The sequence below is a fragment of the Burkholderia sp. LMG 13014 genome (assembly GCF_905232215.1).
Taxonomy (GTDB): domain Bacteria; phylum Pseudomonadota; class Gammaproteobacteria; order Burkholderiales; family Burkholderiaceae; genus Burkholderia.
On the sequence record NZ_CAJNKE010000150.1, the window covers coordinates 1 to 12023 of the forward strand.

The window sequence follows — 12023 nt, forward strand, 5'->3', positions numbered from 1 at the left end:
GCTGGCGCCGCCGCTGCGCTCGGCCGGCGCACTGCCCATCAGCGCCTTGAGGTTCGGCGCCTGGAAGAAGCCGAATCCGGCGCCGCACATCATCATCCGCCACACGATATCGAGCGTCGAAGGCGCGGGCGGCAGCATGGCCAGCGATGCCATGCCGATGCACAGGATCGAGAGGCCGACGGTGCCGAGTATGCCGGCCGGGTATCGGTCGGCCAGGCGTCCGGCCACGGGCGCCATGATGGCCACCACGACAGGCCACGGCGTCATGAGGAAGCCCGTGTCGACCTGGCTGTTGCCGAGGCCGGCTTGCAGGAAGAACGGCAGCGACACGAACGCGAGGCCCTGCGTCGCAAACGAGCAAACCGACGTGGCGGCGGACAGGGAGAAGACCGGCCGTCGAAACAGGTCGGCGGCGAGCAGCGGAGCGGGGTGATGTGCCTGGCGCTTCAGCAGCGTGTAGCCGCAGGCTGCCGCGACGATCCATTCGGCGATGACCGTCGGCGACAGGCCGTCGTGCGAAACCGTTCCCAGTCCGAGGATCAGCAGTGCGAAGCAACCAGCGCACAGCAAGGCGGCGGCGATATCGAAGTCATGTCGGGCACGAGCGGTGATCGGCAGGGTGCGAACCGCCAATGCGACGGAAAGCAGGCCGACGGGAACGTTGATCAGGAACAGCCAGTGCCATGACGTGACCGACAGGATGGCCGACGCGACGGTCGGCCCGACGGTGAACGAAACGGCGACGACGAGCGCATTCAACCCGACGCCGCGGCCGAGCAGCCTGGCCGGGTACGCAAAACGAATCAGCGCGGTGTTGACGCTCATGATTGCGGCCGCGCCGATACCTTGCAACGCACGCGAAGCGGCGAGCGCGGGAAGCGACCCTGCGATGCCGCACGCGAGCGAGCTGGCGGTGAACAGAATCAGCCCGGCGATGTAAATGCGCCGATGGCCGAATATCTCGCCGAGCGACGCAAACGGCAGCAAGGTCGCGATCATCGCAAGCTGATACGCATTGACGACCCAGATCACCGAGGCAGGATCGGCGCCGATGCTTCTGCCGATGGTCGGCAGCGCGGTATTGGTAATGGCCGTATCGAGATTGGCCATCGCGACCGCGAGCGAGAGGGCGATCAATGCCGCGATTCGCTGTCGCGTCGGCAGGCCGTCGTGAAGGGGCGGGCTGACGGGAGGCAGGTGGGTTGTCGACATCGCGGGCAGCGCAGGTTGGGTGAATGCCCACTGTCGCATCCGCCAGGCAATTGATCCAACGGATGTTTGTGATGTCGATATTGACGCCGTGGATAGTGGTGTCGCGGTGGCGCGATCCGCGTTCATGCTGTCTTCCGCCGGCCGGCGCGCGACCTGCCACCGCCGCGCGCCGGCCTTTACGCTTCGCTTAGAACCCGCCCGACTTGATCAGCTGGTTGAGGTTCGCGATGTTCAGGCTGCCGAAGCCGGTCGTGTAATCCCAGCCGGTGCCTGCGTTGTAGCCATACCCCTGATAGCCGTTGTTCCCCGACACCACGTCGTAGCGCACGAGCGACGGGTTCGACGGAATGTCGGCGTAGAACTTCCCGGCCGGGAAGCCGAGGCCCGTGCCGTTCGCTGCGAGCAGGCGTGCCCAGAGGCCCGTGAAGATCGGCGCGGCGAGGCTCGTGCCGCCGATCTGCTGCAACTGGCCGTAGTTGTAGATGTACGCGCCGGTGCTTTGCGCGGCGTCGAACGCGACGTCCGGCAACTGGCGGTTGCTGCCCGACTGCCACGACGGCGCGGGCAGGATCGTGCTGACGCCGCCGCCGGTCGCCCACAGCTTGCCGTTCGAATCGAGCCCTTCGTTCCACACCGTCTCGCTCGAGAACGCGCCCGCCGACGACGTATAGAGCGTCGTGCCGCCGATCGCGAGCACGTGCGGCGACGAGGCCGGCCACGACACCGTGTAGTTCGCGCCGTCCGGATAGCCGCGGTTGTTGCACTCGTACACGCCTTCGTCGCCTGACGAAACCGAGAACGTCTGGCCCTGCGCCGCGGCGGTCGTGAAGATCTGTTCCTCGGCGTCGATCGTGCCGTCCGCGTTCGCGTCGGTCTCGCACCAGCCGAGCGACACGTTGATCACTTTTGCGGTGTTGTCCGACACCGCCTGGTTGAACGCCTGCGTGAGCCCCGTGTTGCCGGAGGCGTTGAGGTCCGCCATGTAGAACACGAGCTTGCCGACCTGGCCGCCGGCCGAGCCGACGATCGACTGGCTGTCGAGATCCCATTCGCCCTGGCCGTCCTGGTCGTCGGTGTAGCTGCCGCCCGAGCCGTTGGTCTGGACGGTCTGCGTCGACACCGCGCCGTAGCCGTTGCTCGACGTGAACTGCTTCAGGTCCTGCAGCGTCTGCGACACGCCGCCGATCGTGATGATGCCGACGGTCACGCCGGCCGCGGTCGGTACGCCGGTTGCGTTGTAGAGGCCCGGGAATTCCTTCGGATAGTGGCCGGTTGCGGTGCCGGCCGCGAGCGCCTGCGGCTTCGACACGTTGCCGATGCGCAGCAGCGGCCGCGCGTGTGCGACGCTCTGCAGCCCGAGCACCGAACCGACGACGTCGCCGAGCGCGCGCGGCACCTGCGCGGTCGACGTGTTGGCGAAGCCCGAGCGGCCCGCGTAGTCGAAGTGCACGAGCGACGTGTTGAAGGCGGCCTTCACCGTGCCGGCCGTGCCGCGTGCGGATACCAGTAACCGGTTCGGTGCGACCTCGACGTTCACGAAGCCGCTCTTGTGCAGGTAGTCGACGACCGACTTCACCTGCGCGTCGGTCGGCGCGTAGCTGGCGAGGAACTGCGCATGCGTGAGGTACTGGCGGTAATGCGCGCTGCCCGGCCTGTTCACGTCGCGCGCCAGTTGCTTGAGCTGCGCGGCATTGCGAAGCTTCAGGCTGACGACGACGTTGGTCGTTTCACCGGACGCGAGTTCGAGCGACGGCGCCGCGCTGCGCGCCATCAACTGCGGGCCGGTCAGAAAGGCCTTCGTATGGGTGTCGACCCAGTCCGTCGCCGCATGCGCCGCAGCGGCGGCGAACACGAGCGGTGCCACGCACGCAAGGCGGCGGGGCGACGGCAGGGGCAGGGCAAACCAGGCGTTCCTTTTCATCGGGAGTCCTTTTTAGGAGAGACGACGTTGCTGGAGCCCCCGACCCTTGTGGGGTCGCGAGCGGTGACGAGCGTAGGGCGTCGCCGCGGTTCGGGTAGCTGCCAGTTTCCATAGCTGTCAGTTCTGACATCGGCGCTTCCACGCGCATGCGTTGCGTCGTCCGGACAAGCGATCGTGGCCGTGGCGAACGGAACCGGTTCGCGACACGAGGGCACGGCAAGGCGCGACGTTCGCACGCACGAGTCGTTCGTCGCGGCGCCGGAACGTGCGCGATCGCGGAGCGGATCGACCCGTGAACGCATCGCGCGCGGCCGGTCGTTGCCGCGTGCCGCGTCGCACTATGTGGTCAAACGAAGCGGCACGGCAGGAACGGATTCGTGCGTGCACAAAAAAGGGGCTGGTCGATCGCAAACGTTTCCCGAACTGTGGAACGGTGCTTCCGACAGTCTTGCGGGCTGCTTTCGGATCGCATGCTGCGGTTGCAAATTAGAGGAAAGGCTCGAATCCGGCGGCGTGCGCGTGCCGACGCGGCGCACGGCAGGCCCGTGCGAGATCGCACGACGCCGTTCGTGAAATTCCGCCTTGACGCGCGTCGATCAGCGGATATTCTTCGATTCATAACCATCGGGTTATGGATTTGGACATGCAGAACGCACACGACATGCTTTTCAGGACGCTGGCCGATCCCACTCGCCGCGCGCTCTTCGAGCGGCTGTGCGCGGACGGCGAGCTGACGGTTGCCGCGCTGACGGCCCATGCGGGCGTCTCGCAGCCGGCCGTCTCGAAGCATCTCGGTGTCCTGAAGCAGGCCGGGCTCGTGAGCGACCGTCACGAAGGCCGGCAGACGCACTACAGCGCACAGCCTCAAGCGCTGGCCCCGCTGATCGACTGGACGAGCCAGATGGCCGGCTTCTGGCAGAACCGGTTCGATGCCCTCGAAGATCTTCTGAAAAGGATGGATCAGTAATGAACCAGGCCACCACCGAAACGCGCTCCGTCGTCGTCGACCGGGAGCTGCCTCATCCGCCGGAGAAGATCTGGCGCGCGCTCACGCAACCGCACCTGATCGAAGCGTGGCTGATGAAGAGCGACTTCGAGCCCGTCGCGGGCCGCGCCTTCAGCTTCCGCGCGGACTGGGGTTCGGTCGACTGCCAGGTCCTGACGATCGAGCCGCCGCGGGAGTTGTCCTATACGTGGGCCGCGTATGGCCTCGAAAGCGTCGTCACGTGGACGCTCACGCCGACGCCGGCCGGCACGCACCTGCGGATGGAGCAGGTCGGCTTCCGCACGGAGCAGGAGCAGGCGTATCGCGGCGCACAGCACGGCTGGGTCCGGTTCTTCGACACGCTCGAACAGGTGCTGGCCCGCCCCGACGAAGGCACGGAGGCGCGCGCATGAGCACAACGGACCTCACGCCGTCGGCGCGTATCGACGCGCTGATCGCCGGCATCGCGGACTGGCGCGGCAAGACCTTCGCCGACCTGCGCCAGACGATCCTCGCTGCGCAAGCGGGCATCGTCGAGGAATGGAAATGGATGGGCAGCCCCGTGTGGGAATGCGACGGGATGATCGCGGTGGCGAACGCGCACAAGGGCAAGGTGAAGCTGACCTTCATGCACGGCGCGCAGCTGCCCGATCCCGACCAGCTGTTCAACGACGGTCTCGACGGCAACGCGCGGCGCGCGATCGACTTTTTCGAAGGCGACCGGGTCGACAAGCGGGCGTTGAAGAATCTGGTGCGTGCGGCGATTGACTACAACCGCACGCATCTGAAGAAGAACGCGCGGGCGGGCGTCGGCAAGAAGATGCCTCGCGACCGGGCGGCCTGACGCACCGGCCGCGGGCCGATCCGTTTCAGCGCGAAAGCGATGCGACGGCTGCGCGACTCACGGCGCCGGAGACAGGTCGCGCAGGAACATTGCCGATTGTGGCCGGGTTGCACCGTCGGCAGGTCGCGTCAGACCGACGGTATGGCAGACGGCGGCCGCTCGAGAATGACTTCCCAGGCAGCTTTTTGCTGGTGATATTTATCCGTCGTAACGTGCTCCAGCGAGAGCGTCTTCCAGCCGTCGGCAAACAGCCGGCGCACGGCATTCTCGTCGAAGAACCGTTTCGGCTGCCCGTCTACCAGAAAGTAGCCGGGCTCGATTTCCTCGTATCCCTGCGCACCGAAGTTGTCGTCCAGGGTGGAGTTCAACCTGCACAGCAATACGCCGCCCGGTTGAAGCGCCGATCTGACGCGCTCGACGATCGATACGGTTTCGTCCCAGGAAAAGTAGTGCAGCGACAGGCTTGCCAGTACGACCCCCATCTTCGTCGCGTCGTCGGGAAGGGGATCGCGGACGTCGCGTCGCGTGATGTTCGCGGAGGGGACCCTGATTTTCGTCGCTGCCACCGCCGTGCGGGAGAGGTCGAAGCCGATCACCTGCAGGCCGGCCTTGGCCAGCGTCGCGGTGTCGTCCCCGTACCCACAGCCGATCTCGAGCACGGGCCGTTCACCGGCTCGGGCCTTGATCAAGGTCAACCATCGGTCCAGCCAGGGATCTGGAAACATGGAGTACGCATTCCGGAGCGTGTTGCATGAACGATTTCGGATGCCTGCGCGACGTCGCGTCGAAACACATGCAGCCCGCTCGGAGCATACCTGATGCGCGCGTGAAATTCGGGTCGGTAGTCCGATTGCCGGCAATTCCGAGTGCAAGGTCGACGCCGGCGGCGCCAGACCGAACGCGGACACTTGCATCGCGCCGAGCCGAAATGCGCGACGAAAAAAAAGCCCGACACGAGGTCGGGCATCCAAATCGGCCGCAACCGCCGCGAGGCGGCTGCGGCACCTGCAAAAGCCGCGCGCTTACGCTGCGAGCAGCGAGCGCAGCACGAACGGCAGGATACCGCCGTGCTTGTAGTAGTCGACTTCGATCGGCGTATCGATGCGCAGCAGCACCTGCACGCGCTGCGATTCGCCGTTCTTGCGGTTGATCACGAGCGTGACGTCCTGCTGCGGCTTGAAGTCGTCGCCAAGGCCTTCGATGTCGTACGTCTCTTCGCCGGTGATGCCGAGCGACTGGATGCTGTCCGAGCCCTTGAACTGCAGCGGCAGCACGCCCATGCCGACCAGGTTCGAGCGGTGGATCCGCTCGAAGCTGCGTGCGATCACGGCCTTCACGCCGAGCAGTTGCGTGCCCTTCGCGGCCCAGTCGCGCGACGAGCCCGTGCCGTACTCTTCGCCCGCGAACACGACCGTCGGCGTATCCGCGCCGACGTACTGCATGGCCGCGTCGTAGATCGACTGCTGTTCGCCGCTCGGCTGGTGGATCGTCAGGCCGCCTTCGACGCGCGAGCCGTCTTCCTTCGCCGGGATCATCAGGTTCTTGATCCGGACGTTCGCGAACGTACCGCGCATCATCACGTCGTGGTTGCCGCGGCGCGAGCCGTAGCTGTTGAAGTCGGCCTTCTGCACGCCGTTTTCCTTCAGCCACTTGCCTGCCGGCGAGTCTTCCTTGATCGAGCCTGCCGGGCTGATGTGGTCGGTCGTGACCGAGTCACCGAAGATGCCCAGTGCGCGCGCGCCCTTGACCGTCGGGATCGATGCAGCCGGTTCCATCGAGAAGTCGTTGCCGAAGAACGGCGGCTCGGCGATGTACGTCGACTTCGGCCAGTCGTAGACCTGGCCCGTTTCGCCCTCGATCTTGCTCCAGAGGTCGCCCTTCTTGGTCAGCTTCGAGTAGTTGTCCTCGAACTTCTTCGGATCGAGCGCGAACTTGAGCAGCGCGTGGATTTCGTCGCTCGTCGGCCAGATGTCGCCGAGATAGATATCGCGGCCGCCCTTGCCCTTGCCGACCGGCTCGGTCATCAGGTCGCGCGTGATGTTGCCGGCGATCGCGTACGCGACGACCAGCGGCGGCGACGCGAGGAAGTTCGCGCGGATGTTCGGGTGGATACGCGCTTCGAAGTTACGGTTGCCCGACAGCACGGCTGCCGCGACGATGTCGTTCTTCGTGATCGCTTCGTTCAGCTCCGGCGTCAGGTCGCCCGCGTTGCCGATACAGGTCGTGCAGCCATAGGCCGCGACTTCGAAGCCGAGCTTCGACAGGTAGGGCAGCAGGCCCGTCTTCGTCAGGTACTCGGTGACGATGCGCGATCCCGGCGCGAGCGAGGTCTTGATCTTCGGATCGACCGTGAGGCCGGCCTCGACCGCCTTCTTCGCGAGCAGGCCAGCGGCCAGCAGCACGCTCGGGTTCGACGTGTTCGTGCACGACGTGATCGCGGCGATCAGCACGTCGCCGTTCTTCACGTCGACGCCGTTGCTCGTCGTGTATTGCGTGGCCAGATCGTCCGCCTTCTTCGCGAAGCCGTTGTCTGCCACCGGCTTCGAGAACAGGTCGGTGAACGTCGACTTGACGTTGCCGATCTCGATGCGGTCCTGCGGGCGCTTCGGGCCGGCCAGCGACGGAGCGACCGTTGCCAGATCCAGCGTCACGACCTTCGTGTAGTCGATGTCGCCGGCCTTCGGGATGCCGAACAGCTTCTGCGCCTTGAAGTAGTTTTCGAACGCGGCGATTTCCGCCTTCGTGCGGCCCGTGCCTTCGAAGTAGTCGATCGTCTTTTCGTCGACCGGGAAGAAGCCCATCGTTGCGCCGTATTCCGGCGCCATGTTGCCGATCGTCGCGCGGTCCGGCAGCGACAGCGACTTCGTGCCAGCGCCGAAGAACTCGACGAACTTGCCGACGACCTTTTCCTTGCGCAGCATTTCGGTGATGGTCAGCACCAGGTCGGTGGCCGTCACGCCTTCGCGCAGCTTGCCCTTCAGCTCGACGCCGACGACGTCAGGCGTCAGGAAGTACACCGGCTGGCCGAGCATGCCGGCTTCAGCCTCGATGCCGCCCACGCCCCAGCCGACCACGCCGATGCCGTTGATCATCGTCGTGTGGCTGTCCGTGCCGACGAGGGTATCCGGGTAGTACACGGTGTCGCCGCCGTCCGCCTTCTTGTGGACGCCGCGCGCGAGGTATTCGAGGTTCACCTGGTGGACGATGCCGACGCCCGGCGGCACGACCTTGAACGTGTCGAATGCCTGCATGCCCCACTTCATGAACTGGTAGCGCTCGTTGTTGCGCTGGAATTCCAGTTTCATGTTCAGGTCGAGCGCGTCCTTCTGGCGGAAGTAGTCGATCTGGACCGAGTGGTCGACGACGAGATCGACCGGGACCAGCGGCTCGATCTTCTTCGGGTTCTTGCCCGTGCGCTCCGCGACGCCGCGCATGGCCGCGATGTCGGCGAGCAGCGGCACACCCGTGAAGTCCTGCAGCACGACGCGCGACACCACGAACGGAATCTCGTCGACGCGCTTGGCCGTCGGCTTCCAGTTCGCCAGCTGCTCGATGTGCTCTTCGGTGATCTTCTTGCCGTCGTAGTTGCGCAGCACGGACTCGAGCACGATACGGATCGACACCGGCAGGCGTTCGATCTTCGTCTTCAGCTCCTTGCCGAGTTGCGGCAGCGAGTAGAACTTGCCTTTGCCGGAACCGCTGTCGAATTCCTTGAGGGTCTTGTGGAGATTGTGGGCCATGGTGATTTTCCTGGGTTTAAGGCTAGGAAACAACGTGTCCTGTAGATGACGGCTATATCACATACAAGTCGACGTACTGATCGACCGGCATCGCTTCGAGCTTTGCCTGGTCCAGCGACACGTCGAGAATCGCTTGTTGCTGCTTTGCCGGGAAGCGGCGGGCGAGGTTGGTCCTGAACTTCTCGACCAGGAGCGGGATGCCTTCGGTGCGGCGTCGCTGATGGCCGAGCGGGTATTCGACCGCCACTTCGGCAAGCTTCGATCCGTCCGCGAACTCGATCGTCAGTGCATTCGCGATCGATCGCTTGTCCGGATCGTGGTAATCCTTCGTGAACTGCGGATCCTCGACGCATACCGTCTTCGCGCGCAGCGCGTCGATGCGGGGATCGGCGGCGGCCGAATCTTCATAGTCGGCCGCGGTCAGCCGGCCGAACAGCAGCGGCACGGCGACCATGTACTGGATGCAGTGATCGCGGTCGGCCGGATTGGCGAGCGGGCCCTGCTTGTCGATGATGCGGATCGCGGCCGCGTGCGTGCGGATCGTGATCCGGCTGATCTCGTCGGTCGTGCGGCCCGCGGCGGCGAGCTGCGCGTGCAGCTGCAGCGCGGCCTCGGCGGCCGTTTGCGCGTGGAATTCGGCGGGGAACGCGATCTTGAACAGCACGTTTTCCATCACGTACGTGCCGTACGGGCGCTGGAAGCGGAACGGCTTGCCGTCGAACAGCACGTCGTAGAAGCCCCAGGTCCTGGCGGTGAGCGCCGACGGATAGCCCATTTCACCCGTTTTCGCGATCAGCGCGAGGCGCACCGCGCGGGAGGTCGCGTCGCCGGCCGCCCATGACTTGCGCGAACCGGTGTTCGGCGCGTGGCGGTAGGTGCGCAGCGCCTGGCCGTCGACGAACGCGTTGGACACCGCGTTGATCAGCTCGTCGCGCGTGAGCCCGAGCAGCCGGCCGACGACGGCCGTCGACGCGACCTTCACGAGCAGCACGTGGTCGAGCCCGACCGCGTTGAACGAATTCTCGAGGGCGAGGCAGCCCTGGATCTCGTGGGCCTGGATCATCGCGACCAGTACGTCGCGCATCAGGAGCGGCTTCCGGCCGGCCGCGACGGCCGTGCGGGAGAGCCAGTCGGCCGTCGCCAGGATCCCGCCGAGATTGTCGGACGGATGACCCCATTCGGCGGCGAGCCAGGTGTCGTTGAAGTCCAGCCAGCGGATCATCGCGCCGATGCCGAACGCGGCCTGGACGGGATCGAGCTGGAAGGACGTGCCGGGCACCTTCGCGCCGTTCGGCACGATCGTGCCGGGCACGACGGGGCCGAGCAGCTTGGTGCAGGCAGGGTAGGACAGCGCCTCGAGTCCACATCCGAGCGTGTCGATCAGGCAATGACGCGCCGTCTCCAGCGCGAGCGCGCTGTCGAGACCGGTGTTCAGCACGTAGTCGACGATATCGACGAGTACCGTATCCGGAGCAGGGCGGACGTTGGAGACCGGGGCGGACATCGAGGGGCCGATGGAACGCGCTTAGTTCGTTGCCGGCTTCAGCTCGTTCGACTGCGTCGGTGCCGGCGTGCCTTGCGTCATTTCCGGCGTCACGCATTCGTCCGCGAGGCGCTCGCCGCCGTTTGCGTCCGAGAACAGCATTGCCTTGGTCGGGATCACGATCAGCTTGAAGCCTGCTGCCGGATCGTAGAACGTGTCGGCGCCCGTCGTCGTGGCTTGACGCGGCAGCTTGTAGTTCTTCTTCGCCCAGTGAACCGTGACGACCTGGTCGCGCTTCATGTCGCCGGCGAGGTCGAACGACAGACCTTCCTTGCAGGACCACTTGACCGCGCCGTCCGGTACCGGATCGACCTTCGCTGCGGCACGTGCCTGTGCCTTCTTGCTACGCGGGATGATGCGCTTGGCCGGCGCCGGGCGCTTGGCCGTTGCCTTCTTCGCGGTCGTCGTAGTCGTACCCTGGGCAAACGCGCTCGGAGCCGACACCAGCATCGTGGCGGACAAGGCGCCGATAGCGGTAGCGATCAGGAGTTTCTTCATGGAGTCAGAACCTTTCGATAATCAGTTGACAAGGGCCGGCAATCGAAGCGGCCGGCCGGTTTGAAACTGCACGCGCCCCGAAAGCGCGCAGCGGCCGCTATTTTCACCTATTTGACCGCATACATATCAGGTTTTCGGGCTCCGTTACGTTTTTTGTCGTTTCGCAAAACTCTATCCGGTTCGCGCGTCGTCGAATGCATGAATCTCGTGTATCGGCCGGCGGCGCGCGCTTACGGCGTGCTGCCGGTGGCGGCCGGCCCGAACAGCGGCGCGGCCTCGGCCGGTACGGGCTGGCCGGTGGCCTGCGCGCGGCGCAGCACCGACCAGTAATACCGGTAGCTCGCGCGATCGTGCAGCGTATCACCGTGGCGCGTCGGCCCCCAGTCGGCGGCCTGCGCGGCCAGCAGGATCTCGGCGGCCAGCGCGACTTCGTCGGTGCGCGGCGCGAATGCGTCGACGATCGGGCGGATCTGCGCGGGATGGATGCTCCACATCCGCGTGAACGCGAATTCGTCGCGCGCGCGGCGTGCATCGCCGGCGACGATGCCCATGTCGCGCACCTCGGTCGTCACGTTGTGCGACGGCGTCTTGCCGTGTGCGTGGCAGGCCGCGGCGATTTCCAGCTTCGCGCGGCGCACGAGCGGATGCTCGAACTGGCCCGGCGAGCGCATCGCGGAATCGGGAATCGCGCCATGGTGCGCGGAGACGAAATCCATCAGGCCGAAGCTCAGCGTGCCGACCGTCGGCAGCGCGGCGAGGGCGGCCGCCTGCGCGAGCGCGCCGTGCGTCTCGACCAGCACGTCGACCGGGATCGGCTGCGCCATGCCGAGCTCGCGGCGCGTGCCTTCGATGAACGCGGTCATTTCGGCTGCGTCGGCGGCACTCGCGATCTTCGGGAGCGTGATGTAGGCGGGAGCGCGCGGCGCACGCAGCACGATGCGCACGTCGTCGCGCCAGTGCGGGTGGGAAAAGTCGTGGATACGGACGCCGACGCGGCCGAAGCGGTTCTCGGCGCTGCCGAGCAGTTCGGCGACGAGTGCCGCGTGCGCGGCTTCCTGGCCGACGGCCGCGCCGTCTTCGCAGTCGAGCGTGATGTCGAAAACGGGGCCCGTTTCGGCCTGCAGTGCGAGCGACTTGCGCATCAGCTTTTCGCTGCCCGCGTAGTGATCGCAGCAGGGCAGGATCGCGGGCGGGGACGCCCCGTCGTACAGCACTTGTGCAGGAGTGAGCGCGGCCATCTCGTCTACGTCAGGGAAACGGGTCAACGTGGAGAAAATCGG

General features: G+C 65.9%; 10 protein-coding genes. 3 read left to right on the forward strand and 7 right to left on the reverse strand.

Annotated elements, in window-relative coordinates; all coding sequences use genetic code 11:
• Positions 1-1212: MFS transporter (locus JYJ84_RS16850; protein ID WP_205189302.1), on the reverse strand; the 1212-nt coding region annotated here is incomplete at its 3' end.
• 187 nt (positions 1213-1399) lie between these two features.
• Positions 1400-3133 carry a protease pro-enzyme activation domain-containing protein gene (locus tag JYJ84_RS16855; RefSeq protein WP_175222890.1) on the reverse strand — a complete coding sequence of 578 codons (1734 nt, stop codon included), beginning with the start codon at positions 3131-3133 and terminating at the stop codon, positions 1400-1402.
• 643 nt (positions 3134-3776) lie between these two features.
• On the opposite strand from JYJ84_RS16855, the gene JYJ84_RS16860 reads away from it, so the two are divergent.
• Genes JYJ84_RS16860 through JYJ84_RS16870 form a run of 3 tightly spaced genes read left to right on the forward strand, consistent with a single transcriptional unit; the run spans position 3777 to position 4962 of the window.
• Positions 3777-4100: a helix-turn-helix transcriptional regulator gene (locus tag JYJ84_RS16860; protein WP_041493622.1), complete on the forward strand. Its 324-nt coding sequence runs from the start codon at positions 3777-3779 to the stop codon at positions 4098-4100.
• Positions 4100-4531, forward strand: coding sequence for an SRPBCC domain-containing protein (locus JYJ84_RS16865; RefSeq protein ID WP_175222891.1), 432 nt, complete (start codon positions 4100-4102; stop codon positions 4529-4531). Before JYJ84_RS16860 ends, JYJ84_RS16865 begins: the two co-directional genes overlap by 1 nt.
• Positions 4528-4962 (forward strand): DUF1801 domain-containing protein, encoded by a 435-nt coding sequence (locus tag JYJ84_RS16870; RefSeq protein ID WP_175222892.1) that lies wholly within the window; start codon positions 4528-4530, stop codon positions 4960-4962. The genes JYJ84_RS16865 and JYJ84_RS16870 overlap by 4 nt, the downstream gene beginning before the upstream one ends.
• Positions 4963-5090: 128 nt before the next feature.
• Here the strand turns inward: JYJ84_RS16870 and JYJ84_RS16875 are convergent, their stop codons facing one another.
• The 5 genes from JYJ84_RS16875 to JYJ84_RS16895 all read right to left on the reverse strand — a co-directional run bounded on the left by JYJ84_RS16875 (position 5091) and on the right by JYJ84_RS16895 (position 11981).
• Positions 5091-5657 carry a class I SAM-dependent methyltransferase gene (locus JYJ84_RS16875; protein WP_236027665.1) on the reverse strand — a complete coding sequence of 189 codons (567 nt, stop codon included), beginning with the start codon at positions 5655-5657 and terminating at the stop codon, positions 5091-5093.
• 327 nt (positions 5658-5984) lie between these two features.
• Positions 5985-8702, reverse strand: a complete 2718-nt coding sequence (gene acnA / locus JYJ84_RS16880; protein ID WP_175222894.1) for an aconitate hydratase AcnA — start codon at positions 8700-8702, stop codon at positions 5985-5987.
• 52 nt (positions 8703-8754) lie between these two features.
• Positions 8755-10206 (reverse strand): bifunctional 2-methylcitrate dehydratase/aconitate hydratase, encoded by a 1452-nt coding sequence (locus JYJ84_RS16885; RefSeq protein ID WP_174960847.1) that lies wholly within the window; start codon positions 10204-10206, stop codon positions 8755-8757.
• A 21-nt stretch (positions 10207-10227) separates the two neighbouring features.
• Positions 10228-10743, reverse strand: coding sequence for a hypothetical protein (locus tag JYJ84_RS16890; protein WP_011355750.1), 516 nt, complete (start codon positions 10741-10743; stop codon positions 10228-10230).
• 230 nt (positions 10744-10973) lie between these two features.
• Complete coding sequence (locus JYJ84_RS16895; protein ID WP_175222922.1) at positions 10974-11981, reverse strand: CoA ester lyase; 1008 nt, start codon at positions 11979-11981, stop codon at positions 10974-10976.
• Between the last annotated feature and the right edge of the window lie 42 nt (positions 11982-12023).

Excerpts from the sequence above, each read along its gene's own strand:
- JYJ84_RS16885 (WP_174960847.1), bottom strand. The coding sequence starts at position 10,206 with ATGTCCGCCCCGGTCTCCAACGTCCGCCCTGCTCCGGATACGGTACTC.
- acnA (WP_175222894.1), bottom strand. The coding sequence starts at position 8,702 with ATGGCCCACAATCTCCACAAGACCCTCAAGGAATTCGACAGCGGTTCC.
- JYJ84_RS16870 (WP_175222892.1), top strand. The coding sequence starts at position 4,528 with ATGAGCACAACGGACCTCACGCCGTCGGCGCGTATCGACGCGCTGATC.
- JYJ84_RS16890 (WP_011355750.1), bottom strand. The coding sequence starts at position 10,743 with ATGAAGAAACTCCTGATCGCTACCGCTATCGGCGCCTTGTCCGCCACG.
- JYJ84_RS16865 (WP_175222891.1), top strand. The coding sequence starts at position 4,100 with ATGAACCAGGCCACCACCGAAACGCGCTCCGTCGTCGTCGACCGGGAG.
- JYJ84_RS16895 (WP_175222922.1), bottom strand. The coding sequence starts at position 11,981 with ATGGCCGCGCTCACTCCTGCACAAGTGCTGTACGACGGGGCGTCCCCG.
- JYJ84_RS16855 (WP_175222890.1), bottom strand. The coding sequence starts at position 3,133 with ATGAAAAGGAACGCCTGGTTTGCCCTGCCCCTGCCGTCGCCCCGCCGC.
- JYJ84_RS16860 (WP_041493622.1), top strand. The coding sequence starts at position 3,777 with ATGCAGAACGCACACGACATGCTTTTCAGGACGCTGGCCGATCCCACT.